Below are 14,261 nucleotides of genomic sequence, written 5' to 3'. Positions count from 1 at the left end.
TCAAAAAATGGCAATAGATATAACGATAGCGAACCGCGAACTAACACCATTTGAAAAGCTGGTACTTGGCCTGCTCTGCGAGGGTAAATCAAATTCGGCTATTGCAGCACAAACTTCTCATACCGAAAAAGTTGTGGAAAATACGGTCTCTCGTTCCGCCAAAGCTTTTGCTATTAAATCCGATGCGGACACAAATACCCGAGTACTACTTGCACTTGCTTTTCGTACACATTATGGAGACAGCGCTTTCGACAAACTACAAGTTGAGTGCCAGCACTTTGAAATAGATTCCGATGGCAGATCAATTTGCCATCGCCATGATTAATTAGTAACAGAGTTCACATTGTGCTGAGAGCCAGCACCAGCAAATTCAAAACTCATTTTCTCTTGCAGGTCTTTAATTGTCTTGTAGTTAGAAATTGCAAGAACTACACAACAATTAAAAATGGGAGAGAACAAAAATGAGACGCAAGACATTTGACAAGATCGTAACATTCGTAGGATTCGGACTTTCCGTATTCTTGCTCGTACTATCAGGACTTCTAAACTGGGGCGCAACATTTGCTCAAGACTCAGTCAAGAGCCAACTAGAAAATCAAAACATTTCATTTCCTGCTGCAGAGGCGATGCCACCTGCAACTAAAGATCAATTAGCTAAGTGGTCAAAGATGCAAGTAACTACTGGTGAAATGGCCCGCGATTATGCAGACCTTTACATTTGGGAACACATGAAAGGCGCTGCAAAAGCTGGTATAGGAAAAGAAGCAACGTATTCAGAAGTTTCTGGAATGTATATGGGCGCTGCCAAGGGCGGCACAGCAACTCCTGAAGAAATCGCAAAACTTGGCGATCTTCGCCAAACATTATTTATGGGAAATACATTGCGTGGACTTCTCCTTGAAGCATACGCATTCGGAACTCTTGGAAACATTGCAGCAATCGCTGCACTTGCTTCACTAGTCGGAGGCATCCTGCTTCTTCTTCTTTCTATCGCGGGAATAGTTCATATTCGTCGCACTCCTGAAGAGGCGACGATTTGACCCTCAACTCTCCGTGAGGGAAGTAAAAACCCCCCTGACAATAGTCAGGGGGGTTTTTCTATTACCGAGAGTATTTAGTCTTTAGCGATCAAGCTTTCCTGAAATGAAATCTTCAGTCTTAACATGTGCTTGTTCATCTGTGTATTGAGTTGGTGGAGTCTTCATGAAATAGCTAGATGGTGAAAGAAGTGCTCCACCAATTTTGCGATCAAGACCAATCTTTGCGCAGCGAAGCGCATCGATGATTACACCAGCAGAGTTTGGTGAGTCCCATACTTCTAGCTTGTACTCAAGATTTAGAGGAACATCACCGAAAGCACGACCTTCGAGGCGAACGTAGGCCCACTTTCGATCATCTAGCCATGGAATGTAATCAGAAGGTCCGATGTGAACATTCTTTTCACCCAAATCATGATGAAGTTGTGATGTAACTGAGTTGGTCTTTGAAATCTTCTTGGACTCTAGGCGATCACGCTCAAGCATGTTCTTAAAGTCCATGTTTCCACCAACATTTAATTGGTAGGTGCGATCAAGGTGAACACCGCGATCTTGGAATAACTTAGCCATGATTCGGTGCGTAATAGTTGCACCTACCTGGCTCTTGATGTCATCGCCAACGATGGGTAGACCGGCATCAGCAAATTTCTTCTCCCATACTGGGTCAGATGCAATAAAGACTGGAAGTGCATTAACAAAAGCACATCCTGCATCAATTGCACACTGTGCATAGAACTTCGCTGCAACTTCTGATCCCACTGGCAAGTAGCAAATAAGTACATCTACTTGCTCTTCCTTGAGAACTGCTACAACGTCAACTGGCGCTGCAGATGACTCTTCGATTGTTTCGCGGTAATAACGACCAAGGCCATCATGTGTAACTCCACGCAAAACTTCAACGCCTGTTTTATCAACATTGGCGAATTTAATAGTGTTGTTTTCACTCGCCCAGATGGCATCTGCCATGTCTAGACCGACTTTTTTCTTATCGACATCAAATGCTGCAACGAACTTGACGTTATTGATGTGGTATCCCCCAACAACAGCGTGCATCAGTCCTGGAATCTCTTGGTCGCGGGCAGCATCTTTGTAATAGACAACGCCTTGAATTAGAGAGTTAGCGCAGTTTCCAACGCCAACGATTGCAACTCGGATATCGCCTTTACCGGTTGTTATTTTCACTCTATTTCCTCTCGGTTTTGATCATGTCTTCCAGCCAGTCGATTTCTCGCTGTGCTGATTCCAAAGAGTGACGACGCCACTCTTCGAGATATTTATCGATTCCCACGGGAGATTTTTCGAGCTCTCCACGCAAAATCTCTGCTTTCTCTTTCAACCGACGGTGTCGGCCTTCCAAAATTCGTACGCGATTCTTAGTCGATGTTGGACCAAAGAATGCAAAGCGAATTTCAAAACCTTCGTCTTCCCATGTATCAGGACTTACTGTCTCTGCCAGAGTTTCAAAGCGTTTCGTTCCTTTTGCTGTGATCACATAAACAATTCGCGAGCGCCGAGATGTGTCAGCCACGGATGCATCAATGAGTCCGGCTTCCATCATTTTGCGTAATTGCGGATAGAGAACAGAAAATGAGAGTGCGCGAAATGGACCAAATATGGCGCTCATTCTTTTGCGAAGTTCATAGCCGTGAAGCGGACTCTGTGAAAGAAGTCCAAGGAGGGCGAATTCGAGTGACTCACTACGCGAGCGCATTTGAATTCTCCTTCCATTCGGGCTGAACTATCGGTAGGTATATCGATTCGATATAACGAAGCGCTAGTTAACCCGATACGCAGCCGGCAGGCAACTCGGCTCGCCCTGCGCCAGGGCCACCTTCCGGCGTCTAATCCACTACCCATCCTCTTCTACCAACCTGTGGGCTCAATCCCTCTCGCCATAAGATGCCGCTATGGTCATTCCTTCGCGGCTACCTGAATACATCGTGGCCGCGATGGTGATCATCTTGGCGCCAGGACCAAGTGTTTTATTCGTTATCGCTCGAGCGATTGCCTGGGGCCGCAAAACAGCAGTCTTTACAGTTGCAGGAAATGTCACTGGTGCCTTTGCACTTTCTACTCTTGTGGCAATTGGACTAGGACCAGTACTTCAAAGATCTGATCTTGCATACGCCGCTATTCAATGGGGTGGCGGTTTGTATCTCATGTACCTAGGCGTGGATGCCATCAGACATCGACGAGTACACGCTGAAGATATGCGCAATCAAGGCGATATCGCTCCGGGCATTGCGCGTTCTGTCCGCGATGGGTTTTGGGTTGGAGCGCTTAATCCAAAAGGTTTAGTTTTTTATGCCGCAGTTTTGCCGCAGTTCGTTGATCGCGAAAAAGGAAGCGTTGCGCTTCAGCTAATTTTTCTTGGTGCAGTTTTTTCCATTTTGGCATTTATCTCCGATGGATCCTGGGGTTTACTAGCGGGCACCGCACGTCAATGGTTGGCAACTGATCCGAAAAGATTAGAAAAACTACGCGCAACAGGTGGAACAGTGATGATTATTCTTGGAATATCGGTCTTGATCTCAGCAATTGTCAGTGCTTAGCGAGAAGATTCATTCATGAAAAAACCAGCAGCCCCGGCCACAGAATTTATCTCACCCTCTGATCTCACATTTGGATTATCAACATGTAAAAGATGTTTATGGATTAAGTATTGGTTTAAGGTAACTATGCCTGGTGCTTTCCCTTTAGTTGGCACATTGGCAGATCTGCAGGAAAAACACTTTCGTGGGGCATCTATGCAAGATATACACCCAACACTTCGCCCAGGAAAAGTCACACAATGGGGCGGATGGGTCAAGAGCAAGCCCATCACATTAAATGGTTTCGAAACGCGTTGGCATATCCGCGGAAAATATGACTTAGTTGCAAGCAATGAAGATGGCACCGTAGCCCTTATTGATTGCAAAGTGTCAGATAGTTCTCGAGATAACGGTGAATTCTATGCTCCTCAATTAGAGGCGTATGCACACTCCCTTGAAAATCCACTTCAAGGCGCTGCGGTCAGTGTGGCAACGATGGGTTTACTTGTGTGGAATCCCAACGCAGCATTTGATATCAAAGAAAAACAAGGGTTCTTTGCAGCTCAGCACTATCTGCCTGTAGAGCGAAATGAAGCACAATTCATGGCGCTGATTGAAGATCTCATTAATGTATTGGAAGCAGATTTTCCTGATGCAGGCCCAAAGTGTCCAACATGTAATTACTTAGTGCAGCGAAGTGAAATCGAGGATTAATACTCAGATTCGTCTTTGAGTTCATCTTTCTTGCGACTGGCATAAATATCTACGTATTCCTGGCCAGACATTTCTTGAATCTTTTTCATAATTTGATCGGTGACATCTCGCAGGTGTAGTAAATCTGCTGAGTCCCCTTCAAAATACATTGGCTCACCAAAAATCATTTTCACTCGCATAATCTTTGGAATTACTTTGCCCGTTGGTTGAATTTTTTCGGTGTTAAACATTGCAACCGGAATAATTGGAGCCCCTGATTCAATTGCCAGACGAGCAATTCCACTGCGTCCTTTATATAAACGACCATCAGGAGAACGAGTTCCTTCGGGATAGATACCTAAACACTCCCCTTCTGCCAGAACCTGTAATCCAGTAATCAGAGCGGCTTCACTGCGACGACCGCCGGAACGATCAACAGGAACTTGGCCGAGTGCGATAAAAGTTAATTTCTTGAGTAACCCTTTTGGACCAGGAGAAGTGAAGTATTCAGATTTTGCAAGAAATGTAACCTTGCGTGGAACCACAAGTGGCATAAAAATCGAGTCACTAAAAGATAAATGATTACTCGCGATTATGACGGGGCCACTGGCTGGAACATTTCTCAAGCCTTTTACCTTGGGACGAAAAGCCAACATCAAAAATGGAGTAAGAAATGCACGCAGCACGCCGTATGGAAGATTGTTTACATTCATCTTCACTCCTCCTCGTTGAGAAAACTATTCAAATCTAGTGCTCCTAATTTAGTGGATAGCAACGCCTGTGCCACTATTTGAGCGTGAGCGATACCCCGGCACCGAAGGATCCAAACGATGATGAGATGGATCTCATAAATTCAGAGTTTGAATCTATGGTTGCGGGCTTATCACTTGATGAATCAACACCTAATACGTACTTAGATGATTTAGAAAATGCCGATACCTTCGACGATAACCATTTTGAAGAACCGAATCCCTCATGGCCTGGTGTGAGAAATTTTATTGCCAGTGCACGTCTAGCAATTAGACGTTGGCTGCGACATGAAAATAATAGAGATGATGGAGTCGAGCTTTAATTAGTGAAAAAATTAGCGTCTAGCTAAATCAGAGACGCCAATAAGGCCAGCTTTATTACCAAGTGCTGCAGGAATAATTTCTGGGTATGGGTGTTTTCCCGCAAAAGGCATATAACGCGCAACAGCTTCACGAGTTGGTTTGAGCAAAATATCGCCAGCATCAATTACTCCGCCGCCAATGATTACAAATCGGGGATCAAGAACAACACTTAATGTTGCAATACCAGCCCCGAGCCACTGCGCTGTTGTGTTAAAGGCTGCAAGTGCTACTGGATCCCCATCTCGGGCAGCATCTGTGATTGCAGCACCAGTTAGTCCATTAACACTTCCGTCACCGCGTGATAAAAGATTTCGTGCAAGTTCTGGACTCGCTGCTATCGCTTCGCGTGCATGGCGCAATAATGCATTTCCAGATGCATATTGTTCAAAGCAACCTCGGGCACCGCAACCACATAAATGTCCCTCTGGAACAACACGCACATGACCAAATTCGGCTGCCACACCAAATGCTCCACGATGTAGATTTCCATTTATGACTAAGCCGCCGCCAATGCCAGTTCCAATTGTCAAAAGCATTACATGATCTTGATTCTTGCCTGCGCCGAATTTGGCTTCTCCCCATGCTGCCGCATTTGCATCATTTTCAATAACAACTGGCAGGCCAATCAATTCGTTTAACTCCTTATCAAGATCTACGCCATTCCAATCCGCAATATTTGGCGCAGCCAACATCGTTTTTCTATCAGATGAAACAAATCCTGCGGCAGAGAGTCCTACAGCTTCAATTTTATTATCAGCAATTAATTCTTTTGCTAAGTCTGCAATATTTTGAAGTAATTTGCGGCCACCTTCACGCGGTGTTTCACTTCGTGCATGAGAGAGAACATTTCCATTTTCATCGACAACGCCACCTAATAATTTTGTACCACCAACGTCAATTCCAATTGTGAGTGACATAAGTGGTGGGAAAAGAACTAGTTTTCAGCGTGAGCTTTAAGTTGCGCCAGGGCCTGATCGATTGTGGCTTTCTCTGCTTTTGTGCGCATCATCGATGGGATTGGCATTGAAACTTCAACACCGAGCTCGTATGTAACAGATGTCGTATCTGCATCGATTGCCTTGGTGATGTATGCGCCATTCATAGCTGTCAATAAATCTGCTTCCTCAAGTGAAAACTCAAGTTTGTCTGGTGCGCTGCTCCAGTCGTAATTAAGAAGAACGCGATCTTTCATCATTCCCGCATCAATGGAAACCTTCACACTCGTTGCGCGACCTTGATCATCGGTTGCCTTAACTTCGGCGCTCTTAATGGCAGTTGACCAGCTTGGGTAGCCCGCCAAGTCAAAGAGGATGGCTCGGACAGCGTCAACTGGTGCGTCGATGGATATGGTTGAAGTGCTTAAGTCGCTCATGGTCCAAGGTTACCCTTAAGTAACACCTCTTTCGCAAAATAACCCGGTCACGCTAGCGTTAGCCACATGAATGAGATCTCAGTCCCGGCCCTTGTGCCGATTGCCAGCGCTGGAAACCTAACAAACCTTGTATCAGAACGTGCGTGGTTCGAACCTGAACGCGTCATGCTCTCACGTGCACTCGGAGATGGTTGGCAGAGTGTTACTGCAAAAGAGTTTGAATCTGAAGTACGTGCAACCGCAAAAGGTCTCGTTGCTGCAGGAATAAACATTGGTGACCGAGTCGCAATCATGGCTCGCACTCGTTATGAATGGACGATTTTAGATTTTGCAATTTGGTATGCCGGCGGTTGTGTTGTTCCTATTTATGACACATCATCGGCTGAACAAATTGATTGGATTCTCAACGATTCAGGTGCGGTTGCAATTATCGTAGAAACTCCTGCGTTGCGAGATCTCGTTAAAACTGTTCAACCATCACACACCACACGTATGTGGACGATGACTGAAAATGTCTTGGCAACACTTGCCTACGATGGAGCAGCCGTCAGCGATGAAGAGATCGAAAAGCGCAGAAAAGCTTTATTGCCCGAAACGTTGGCAACACTTATCTACACATCAGGTACAACAGGTAAACCTAAAGGTGTCCAAATTTCACACGCAAACTTCTTAGCCGAGTGTGGAAACGTTGTACAAGGAGCAAATGATTTGTTCCTCAAGCCTGGTGGATCAACACTTTTATTCTTACCGGTAGCTCACGTCTTTGGACGCATGGTTCAAATTGGTTCTGTTGCCGCAGGTTTACATCTGGCACATTGCAGCGATCCTGTTGGGCGCTTACCAATTGATCTTGCTTCCTTTAAGCCGACTTTCGTGCTTGCAGTTCCTCGCATCTTTGAAAAGGTATACAACGGCGCTGAAGCAAAAGCAGAAGCTGCTGGCAAGGGAAAAATATTTAGAAAAGCTGCAGACATTGCAATTGAATACAGCCGAGGAATCGAGAGTGGCAAAATTTCACCTGCGCTTAAGTTTAAGCATGGACTCTTTGACAAACTTGTGTACTCAAAGATTCGTACCGGTTTAGGTGGGCGTGTAGAGGCTGCTATTTCAGGAGGCGCGCCACTAGGTGAGCGACTCGGTCACTTCTACCGTGGCGCTGGCATCACAATTCTTGAAGGTTACGGACTGACTGAAACAACAGCCGGAGCAACACTTAACCTAACAAATGAAATTCGAGTTGGTTCAGTTGGTCGTCCAATTCCTGGCACAACAATAAAAATTGCTGAAGATGGAGAAGTTCTCATCAAGGGACCAATCGTTATGCAGGGTTACTGGAAAAATGATGCGGCAAATGCCGAAGTATTCTCCGGCGATCGATGGTTTCACTCTGGAGATCTCGGCAAACTCGATGATGAAGGATATTTATTTATTGTCGGACGCAAGAAAGAACTTATTGTTACAGCCGGTGGAAAAAACGTTGCACCAGCTGTTCTTGAAGATAGATTGCGCGCTCACCCACTGATTAGCCAGTGCATGGTCGTTGGCGATAATCAACCATTTATTGCAACCTTGGTAACTATCGATCAAGATGCATTAAAGACATGGGTCGTAGCTAATAAAAAAGAGGGTGCATCCCTTGCTGATCTGACAACAGATCCAGACCTTGTTGCTGTTATTCAAACAGCAGTAGATGAAGCAAATAAGGCAGTCAGCCGTGCGGAATCAATTCGCAAGTTTAGAATTCTGCCAACTGATTTCACCATTGCAGGCGGTCATCTCACCGCAAAACTTTCATTAAAGCGCCACGTGATTGGAAAAGAATTCGCAGCAGATATCGCTGCCCTCTTTGCAGATTAGGTGACACAACGCGAGCGAGTAAAAATCGCTCAAGAGTTACATGATGGAATAGCGCAAGATCTCGTGGGGCTTTCGTACTCATTAGATCTACTACTTGCTGCCCCCGAAACTCCATCTGTCACACGCATAGAACTTCGAACGATTCTCTTCAAAGTATCAGCATTGATCGAAAGTGTTCGTGCAGAAATCTTTAACTTACGAGCCCAGGAATTACTCTCTTTTGAGCAATCTCTACGAGCCCTGTTGCTCGAACTCAGATCAACCGTTGAGTTAAAGATTGCGCGTGAGGATTTCGCCATATCTGCCCACATAGAAGAGGAGTTATTGGCCATTTCTCGCGAACTACTTCGCAACTCGCTTAAGCACTCTGGGGCTAGCGTTATAGAGATATCCATTTCCAAAAGCGAGAATAGTATGCAATACATCTATCGCGATAATGGAAAAGGTATGAATACACCTAAATCAGCAGGTTTTGGCATCCGTGGAATTCAAGAGCGTTGTTCGGCAATTAATGGCGCATTGACTACGTCGAGCTCGTCACAGGGTACTAATTATTCAATCACCTTACCTTCATGAAACAACCGCTTACCGTATTAATCATTGATGACCATGAAAGTGTCAGAGCCGGTGTAAAGGTTGCACTTGCACGTGCAGGACATATTTGTGTGGGTGAAGCAGCCACTATCGCCGAGGCTCGCGCTCAGATTGCACACACTAATCCGCAGATAATAGTTGTTGATCTATCTCTGCCTGATGGAAATGGATTAGAAATTGTTACTTGGGCACGTTCGCTTTCACAGCGCATTGGAATAGTTGTTCTGACATTAAATAGTGCAAAGGATTATTTACTCACTGTCATGAAATCTGGAGCTAGCGCATATGTTGAAAAAAACGCACCTCTTGCAGAATTAATCTCTGCCATTGAGCACTCAGCGATTTCACCACTGTCATTTAGCGCCCAAGGCATCTCTGGTGTGATCACGCGAGATTTAGAAGCAAATTCTCTGACCCACAGAGAAACGCAAGTCCTTCAAAAGTTAGCCGATGGCTTAAGTGCTGGTGATATCGGATTAGAACTATTTATTACCCAAGCAACCGTTAAGACACACCTAGCTTCAATTTATAGAAAACTTGAATCCAAAAATAGAATCCAAGCAATTATCGTGGCGAGAAAAAATGGTTTACTAATCAACTAAAAGTGCATTAAATTCTTTAGACCAAATTTCCCATCTCCATTGGTCAACAACCCAGTTACGCCCTGCAGATCCCATGTTTGATGCTCGCTTAGCATCGCTACAAATATCTATTACTGCTTGTGCAATGCAATTAACATCGGTGCCATCGACACACAACCCGGTAACACCTTCAAGTACGGCATCGGGTGCGCCCCCAGAATTTCCCGCAACAACGGGTATCCCACATGCACTAGCTTCTAGATAAACAATTCCAAGGCCTTCAACTTCTAACCCAAAGAATCGGGAACGAGAAGGCATGGCAAAGAGATCAGCGGCTGAAAGATAACTTGGCAACTTGTCATACAAAATTCGCCCGGCAAAAGTTACATTCTCCTGAACCGATAACTTCTTTGCTAATTTTTCTAGGTGAGATCGATAAGGGCCTTCTCCAACTAATAGAAGATGCGCATTAGGAACCTTCTGCAAAACTGCCGGCATGGCTTGTATTAATTTATCTTGGCCCTTGCGGTGAACAAGTCGACCAACGCTGATGATGATTTTTTTATCTTCTAAACCAAGTGTTATGCGTTTTTGCATCGAATCTGGTTGTGGAATGAAGTGCGATGTATCAATTCCTGGAGCTATTTTGACCATGGCATCAGCACTTCTTTGAGTCAAAGATTGTGCAATGGCATTTCGAGTAAATTCACCAAGATAGGTTAGGTGGTCCACTGCGCTACCAATTCGTCTCATGGCAAGATTAAATGGGAAGATTTTTGCCCACCAAACTTCGTGTCCATGCGTAAGAGCAACAATTTTCTTAACACCTAATTTGCGCAGGGCCGGAGCCATCAAGGCAAGTGGCGCTGCAGCGCCGAAGATGATCACATCAATGTTGTGTAACTTAACAATCTCTTTAGCTCGTCTTGTTGTGCGCCACGAAGGCAATAAAATTTTGCTTCGATCACGAATTACTCGCACGCCATATTGATTAAGCCACTTTTGGTCATACTCTGATGTATCGCCTTGCGCGGATGTAAAAACTATAACTTCGTGCCCTTTGATTCTCTCCAGTAGTCCAATGATAAATGTTTCGATCCCCCCGGTCCGCGGGCCAAAATCATTTGTTACAACCAGAATCTTTTTATAAACGTTTACCACCTCTAAATTTTTTGCGTCCCATGTCCATCGTTGCAACCTTCACACGTGAACCTGAACGTGGTGCGTGAACCATTTTGCCACCGCCAAGATAAATTCCAACGTGGGAAATTGGAGAGCCAAAAAATACTAAATCACCAGCCTTAAGATTTGATCGCGAAATTAGTTTTCCATAACGAAATTGCGCTGCTGAAGAGTGAGGCAGCGAAACCCCTGATGCTTGAAAAGCACGCATAGTTAAACCAGAACAATCCCACGTAGTTAATCCATCTGCACCAAAAACATATCTATCGCCGATTTGCTTCAACGCATATTTAAGAGCAACACCTGCTCGCCCTGAGACTCCCTGTGCGCCTTTAGCGGCTTCAAGAGATGACGCTTGATCTGCATTTTCTTGCTCTTCTGCAAGACGTGCCAATCTGTCTCTATCTTCTTTCTTTAATTGCGCCAGCAATCTTTCGGCTTCAGCTAATTTAGATTGAGCCAAACGAGCTTGTGCCTGATACTTCTTTTGCGCGGCCGCAATCAGAGCAAGCTTGTCTTCGACAGTGAGCGTTGTTGCATTAAGGCGTTGTTCTGCTGCTTGAAATTTATTTAATTGAATAGATTTACGGCGAGTGAGTGCATCTAGTGAACCCGCAGCAGATAAATAAAGTGTTGGATCAGATGAGAATAAAAGTTCCAAGCTCTGGCTTAATCCGCCATTTTTATACTGATCAATTGCAATAGCTCCCAGTGATTTTGAGAGTTCGGAAACATTTTGACCCTGCACTGCTGCCTTTTGCTTGATTCCTGTCAGCGTCTTTGTTAGCACGGCTATCTTGACTTTTGCTTCTTGTGCACCTTCTGCTGCCGATGTTGCATCTTCTTCTAATTGGCGAACCTTGATTTGAATTTCAGCAAGTGTTGGCGCCGCGTGAGATTGGGGAGCTACGAATACAGATGAAATCAGGGCACTTGTAAGCGCAACGCTGATCCCCACTCGATAGCCAATGAAACGCATGGTTACGAGGTTAACCTGTCATAAGAGCGCGCCTCAACCTCAAACGCCCAGATGAGCCTGAGAAATCAGTAAGAAAGTCAGATTTTTCGGGGTGTTATCCCGTTTGGTCGCCAAAATCTGCGGGTTCAAACTTGAGCCCTTTTGTCATCTCGCGTGAGGCCAACAGAGTTATTGCGTTGTGCACCTGCGCAGAAATATCTGTTTTTTCTGGCACGCCAATAAAAAAAGAGACAACGCAATTAGCGCATTCGATATCTTTCTTTAAACATTTATCGCAGTCAATGATCATGAGCCTTACGATAGAGATAGGCACTGACATCATTAGCGCACTGGTTCAGGGGGTTCTCGGTCATGAGCGTCACAGCAACGATTGTTATGGGCGCCGATGGCTGCACTTCACTTAATGGCACCTCCACTCAGGTGACATCGCCAGCCGATAGGCAGAATTTTCTTCAACGCCGCCGGATGGTTGATTGCATCATCATCGGCGGAAATACGGCCCGCAACGAACCATATGTAAAGACTCCGGTGCCTTTGGTAGTCATTTCACGCCAAAGTCATCCAAACCTACCTGCCGCTCATGTGTGGAATATCGATCCGTGCGATGGGGTAATCAGGGCTGCAAAAGAGTTTGGAGAAAATATTCTTATTGAAGGTGGCGCCTCATTCATTTCTTATCTACTCGATAAGAATGTAATTGATTCACTTGAACTCAGTCTTACACCGGCCACCGGTGGATCTGATGTTTTTGATTTTGCCAAATATCTTGCGCGAGCAGACTCTTTAGATGAGAAAAAAGTGGACGGAACTATTTTTTACACGGCGCACTTTAAGAAGCAGAAATAAGTGCTACTCCGGCAACTGCAAAGACAATTCCCACGTATTGAACTCGATGTAACCGCTCTTTTAATATTATAAAGGCCAGTAGCGCTGTAACAATTGGATAAATTGAACCAAGAACCATTACTAGTGAAACTAGTCCGAAATTAGTGGCTACGCCAAGTAAAAGATTTGCTAAGAAATCTGATACGCCGATAAACAATAGAACTGGAATCTCAGATTTTTCAAAGTTTCCAACTGTTCTATATCTAATAACTAAGAAAATTGTTACGATAAATGTTGTTGCCCTCATCATGACCATTGTCATCAACGCACTTGACTCGGATCCAATTGCCATAAAAGTCATTGCTGTACCAAAACCTGCGGCCGCGCCAAGTGCCAAGAAAATTGGCTTCGGAGATAGTCCTTGCGATAGCTCGGGACCACTTGCACAAAATGCTCCAACCATGGCTATGACGACGCCAATTCCTTGCGCTGTTGTTAGTACTTCACCGGTAACAAGTGCCACAGTTAAAGGTATGACTGCGCTAAGTGCGCTAATAGGTGAGACAACTCCCATGCGACCTGTAGATAAGCCGGCATACAAGCAAATCAAACCGATGTAACCCGTTACGCCGGCAATAGCACCCGCAAAGAAATATCCACCATCTCCAAATGCATTCGGAGGATTGGAACCAAATAGTTCACCGCTTAATAACACCAATGTAATTCCGAATAACAAACCAATTGCCTGAGTCATACCCAAAACAAGAATTGGTGCGTACTTCTTACTTAATTTTCCGCCAAAGAAATCTGCCGTGCCCCAAAGAGCGCTGGATAAGAGTGCTAGCAATGAACCCATTAACGCATGCTACAGCCCCGCCTCCCACGCTATTGGGAAGATGCGATTTAGAGTTAGCCAGTGGATTCATTTGCCTTTGATAAGTTAATCGATCATTTACGATTAATTACTCCACGACCAGAAATCATTCTTGAGGAAGTACCTGCTCCACAAAAATTAGCCGCCTACTCTTTTGCATTTTCAGCCGATGTTAGTAATGGGTTATTAGGCGATGCCGAAGATGAACTAGCGAGTGGACGATTTGTACTCTTACACGAACCTGGCGGACAAGACACCTGGGAGGGTGAGTTTCGCTGCGTGACATTTGTTCGTGCAGATGTTGATCCAGTGATGCAAGAAGATCCACTTTTGCCTGAAGTGGGTTGGAGTTGGTTTCTTGAATCCATCACAAACACTGGCTGTGAATTTAACGCCCCCAGTGGAACAGTGACACGTGTTTCAAGTGCATCATTTGGAAAACTATCTCCACGTCATGATGAGTCTGAAATGGAAATTCGTGCTTCATGGAGTCCCATCGTTGAAGACCCACGAGATTTGATTAAACATATTGAAGGTTGGTGCAATTTAATTGCCGAAGTTTCAGGATTGCCACCAGTTCCAGAGGGTGTATCTGCAATTACTTCTGCCAAGCGAAAATAACGA

General features: G+C 44.9%; 19 protein-coding genes. 10 read left to right on the top strand and 9 right to left on the bottom strand.

The window, feature by feature from the left end:
* The first annotated feature begins 7 nt into the window (after positions 1 to 7).
* Both PHILAsVB114_RS02905 and PHILAsVB114_RS02900 read left to right on the top strand, forming a co-directional pair.
* A complete protein-coding gene (locus PHILAsVB114_RS02905) occupies positions 8 to 325 on the top strand; it encodes a helix-turn-helix domain-containing protein (RefSeq protein ID WP_204246832.1) in 318 nt (105 codons plus the stop codon).
* A gap of 136 nt (positions 326 to 461) precedes the next feature.
* Entirely contained in the window at positions 462 to 1,040 is a 579-nt protein-coding gene (locus tag PHILAsVB114_RS02900; protein WP_095697903.1) for a hypothetical protein, read from the top strand.
* Between the two features lie 81 nt (positions 1,041 to 1,121).
* Here PHILAsVB114_RS02900 and PHILAsVB114_RS02895 read toward each other — a convergent pair whose 3' ends face one another.
* Together PHILAsVB114_RS02895 and PHILAsVB114_RS02890 are read right to left on the bottom strand one after the other, a co-directional pair.
* A complete protein-coding gene (locus PHILAsVB114_RS02895; RefSeq protein WP_095697902.1) occupies positions 1,122 to 2,219 on the bottom strand; it encodes an inositol-3-phosphate synthase in 1,098 nt (365 codons plus the stop codon).
* 1 nt (position 2,220) lies between these two features.
* Positions 2,221 to 2,748 carry a PadR family transcriptional regulator gene (locus PHILAsVB114_RS02890; protein WP_095697901.1) on the bottom strand — a complete coding sequence of 176 codons (528 nt, stop codon included), beginning with the start codon at positions 2,746 to 2,748 and terminating at the stop codon, positions 2,221 to 2,223.
* 196 nt (positions 2,749 to 2,944) lie between these two features.
* Here PHILAsVB114_RS02890 and PHILAsVB114_RS02885 point away from each other — a divergent pair, with 196 nt between their 5' ends.
* Both PHILAsVB114_RS02885 and PHILAsVB114_RS02880 read left to right on the top strand, forming a co-directional pair.
* On the top strand, positions 2,945 to 3,589 hold the full coding sequence (locus PHILAsVB114_RS02885) for a LysE family translocator (RefSeq protein WP_095697900.1): 645 nt from the start codon (positions 2,945 to 2,947) through the stop codon (positions 3,587 to 3,589).
* Between the two features lie 15 nt (positions 3,590 to 3,604).
* Positions 3,605 to 4,282: a PD-(D/E)XK nuclease family protein gene (locus PHILAsVB114_RS02880; RefSeq protein ID WP_095697899.1), complete on the top strand. Its 678-nt coding sequence runs from the start codon at positions 3,605 to 3,607 to the stop codon at positions 4,280 to 4,282.
* Here PHILAsVB114_RS02880 and PHILAsVB114_RS02875 read toward each other — a convergent pair.
* Positions 4,279 to 4,974, bottom strand: a complete 696-nt coding sequence (locus PHILAsVB114_RS02875) for a lysophospholipid acyltransferase family protein (protein ID WP_236850904.1) — start codon at positions 4,972 to 4,974, stop codon at positions 4,279 to 4,281. The genes PHILAsVB114_RS02880 and PHILAsVB114_RS02875 overlap by 4 nt on opposite strands.
* 83 nt (positions 4,975 to 5,057) lie before the next feature.
* Here PHILAsVB114_RS02875 and PHILAsVB114_RS02870 point away from each other — a divergent pair, with 83 nt between their 5' ends.
* On the top strand, positions 5,058 to 5,333 hold the full coding sequence (locus tag PHILAsVB114_RS02870; RefSeq protein ID WP_095697898.1) for a hypothetical protein: 276 nt from the start codon (positions 5,058 to 5,060) through the stop codon (positions 5,331 to 5,333).
* Between the two features lie 12 nt (positions 5,334 to 5,345).
* Here the strand turns inward: PHILAsVB114_RS02870 and PHILAsVB114_RS02865 are convergent, their stop codons facing one another.
* The gene (locus PHILAsVB114_RS02865; RefSeq protein ID WP_095697897.1) at positions 5,346 to 6,290 is read right to left on the bottom strand and encodes an ROK family glucokinase; all 945 of its coding nucleotides are present in this window, start codon (positions 6,288 to 6,290) and stop codon (positions 5,346 to 5,348) included.
* 17 nt (positions 6,291 to 6,307) lie between these two features.
* Entirely contained in the window at positions 6,308 to 6,745 is a 438-nt protein-coding gene (locus PHILAsVB114_RS02860) for an SRPBCC family protein (protein WP_095697896.1), read from the bottom strand.
* A 66-nt stretch (positions 6,746 to 6,811) separates the two neighbouring features.
* Here PHILAsVB114_RS02860 and PHILAsVB114_RS02855 point away from each other — a divergent pair, with 66 nt between their 5' ends.
* Genes PHILAsVB114_RS02855 through PHILAsVB114_RS02845 form a run of 3 tightly spaced genes read left to right on the top strand, consistent with a single transcriptional unit; the run spans position 6,812 to position 9,798 of the window.
* The gene (locus PHILAsVB114_RS02855; RefSeq protein ID WP_095697895.1) at positions 6,812 to 8,602 is read left to right on the top strand and encodes an AMP-dependent synthetase/ligase; all 1,791 of its coding nucleotides are present in this window, start codon (positions 6,812 to 6,814) and stop codon (positions 8,600 to 8,602) included.
* Positions 8,603 to 9,178 (top strand): sensor histidine kinase, encoded by a 576-nt coding sequence (locus PHILAsVB114_RS02850; RefSeq protein WP_095697894.1) that lies wholly within the window; start codon positions 8,603 to 8,605, stop codon positions 9,176 to 9,178.
* A complete protein-coding gene (locus PHILAsVB114_RS02845; RefSeq protein WP_095697893.1) occupies positions 9,175 to 9,798 on the top strand; it encodes a response regulator in 624 nt (207 codons plus the stop codon). The genes PHILAsVB114_RS02850 and PHILAsVB114_RS02845 overlap by 4 nt, the downstream gene beginning before the upstream one ends.
* Here the strand turns inward: PHILAsVB114_RS02845 and PHILAsVB114_RS02840 are convergent.
* The 3 genes from PHILAsVB114_RS02840 to PHILAsVB114_RS02830 form a co-directional block, all read right to left on the bottom strand.
* On the bottom strand, positions 9,787 to 10,938 hold the full coding sequence (locus tag PHILAsVB114_RS02840; protein ID WP_204246831.1) for a glycosyltransferase family 4 protein: 1,152 nt from the start codon (positions 10,936 to 10,938) through the stop codon (positions 9,787 to 9,789). The two genes, PHILAsVB114_RS02845 and PHILAsVB114_RS02840, sit on opposite strands and share 12 nt — an antisense overlap.
* Complete coding sequence (locus PHILAsVB114_RS02835) at positions 10,922 to 11,938, bottom strand: C40 family peptidase (protein ID WP_095697891.1); 1,017 nt, start codon at positions 11,936 to 11,938, stop codon at positions 10,922 to 10,924. The genes PHILAsVB114_RS02840 and PHILAsVB114_RS02835 overlap by 17 nt, the downstream gene beginning before the upstream one ends.
* Before the next feature lie 94 nt (positions 11,939 to 12,032).
* A complete protein-coding gene (locus PHILAsVB114_RS02830) occupies positions 12,033 to 12,227 on the bottom strand; it encodes a hypothetical protein (RefSeq protein WP_095697890.1) in 195 nt (64 codons plus the stop codon).
* 62 nt (positions 12,228 to 12,289) lie between these two features.
* Between PHILAsVB114_RS02830 and PHILAsVB114_RS02825 the strand changes: the two genes are divergently transcribed.
* Positions 12,290 to 12,784, top strand: coding sequence for a dihydrofolate reductase family protein (locus PHILAsVB114_RS02825; RefSeq protein ID WP_095697889.1), 495 nt, complete (start codon positions 12,290 to 12,292; stop codon positions 12,782 to 12,784).
* Here the strand turns inward: PHILAsVB114_RS02825 and PHILAsVB114_RS02820 are convergent.
* Positions 12,768 to 13,619 (bottom strand): EamA family transporter, encoded by an 852-nt coding sequence (locus PHILAsVB114_RS02820; protein WP_095697888.1) that lies wholly within the window; start codon positions 13,617 to 13,619, stop codon positions 12,768 to 12,770. The two genes, PHILAsVB114_RS02825 and PHILAsVB114_RS02820, sit on opposite strands and share 17 nt — an antisense overlap.
* Before the next feature lie 60 nt (positions 13,620 to 13,679).
* Between PHILAsVB114_RS02820 and PHILAsVB114_RS02815 the strand changes: the two genes are divergently transcribed.
* A complete protein-coding gene (locus tag PHILAsVB114_RS02815) occupies positions 13,680 to 14,258 on the top strand; it encodes a DUF3000 domain-containing protein (protein ID WP_095697887.1) in 579 nt (192 codons plus the stop codon).
* Positions 14,259 to 14,261 lie beyond the last annotated feature (3 nt).

Origin of the sequence: Candidatus Planktophila limnetica, from assembly GCF_002288365.1 — a bacterium.
Lineage (GTDB): Bacteria > Actinomycetota > Actinomycetes > Nanopelagicales > Nanopelagicaceae > Planktophila > Planktophila limnetica.
The sequence above is the reverse complement of the archived record's forward strand: the minus strand, read 5'-3'. Positions and strand labels throughout refer to the sequence as shown.

Bases quoted from the DNA above. Each gene is read 5' to 3' on its own strand.
- PHILAsVB114_RS02845 (WP_095697893.1), top strand. From the start codon at position 9,175: ATGAAACAACCGCTTACCGTATTAATCATTGATGACCATGAAAGTGTC.
- PHILAsVB114_RS02825 (WP_095697889.1), top strand. From the start codon at position 12,290: ATGAGCGTCACAGCAACGATTGTTATGGGCGCCGATGGCTGCACTTCA.
- PHILAsVB114_RS02860 (WP_095697896.1), bottom strand. From the start codon at position 6,745: ATGAGCGACTTAAGCACTTCAACCATATCCATCGACGCACCAGTTGAC.
- PHILAsVB114_RS02880 (WP_095697899.1), top strand. From the start codon at position 3,605: ATGAAAAAACCAGCAGCCCCGGCCACAGAATTTATCTCACCCTCTGAT.
- PHILAsVB114_RS02830 (WP_095697890.1), bottom strand. From the start codon at position 12,227: ATGATCATTGACTGCGATAAATGTTTAAAGAAAGATATCGAATGCGCT.
- PHILAsVB114_RS02820 (WP_095697888.1), bottom strand. From the start codon at position 13,619: ATGGGTTCATTGCTAGCACTCTTATCCAGCGCTCTTTGGGGCACGGCA.
- PHILAsVB114_RS02865 (WP_095697897.1), bottom strand. From the start codon at position 6,290: ATGTCACTCACAATTGGAATTGACGTTGGTGGTACAAAATTATTAGGT.
- PHILAsVB114_RS02900 (WP_095697903.1), top strand. From the start codon at position 462: ATGAGACGCAAGACATTTGACAAGATCGTAACATTCGTAGGATTCGGA.
- PHILAsVB114_RS02905 (WP_204246832.1), top strand. From the start codon at position 8: ATGGCAATAGATATAACGATAGCGAACCGCGAACTAACACCATTTGAA.
- PHILAsVB114_RS02875 (WP_236850904.1), bottom strand. From the start codon at position 4,974: ATGAATGTAAACAATCTTCCATACGGCGTGCTGCGTGCATTTCTTACT.
- PHILAsVB114_RS02885 (WP_095697900.1), top strand. From the start codon at position 2,945: ATGGTCATTCCTTCGCGGCTACCTGAATACATCGTGGCCGCGATGGTG.
- PHILAsVB114_RS02890 (WP_095697901.1), bottom strand. From the start codon at position 2,748: ATGCGCTCGCGTAGTGAGTCACTCGAATTCGCCCTCCTTGGACTTCTT.
- PHILAsVB114_RS02835 (WP_095697891.1), bottom strand. From the start codon at position 11,938: ATGCGTTTCATTGGCTATCGAGTGGGGATCAGCGTTGCGCTTACAAGT.
- PHILAsVB114_RS02855 (WP_095697895.1), top strand. From the start codon at position 6,812: ATGAATGAGATCTCAGTCCCGGCCCTTGTGCCGATTGCCAGCGCTGGA.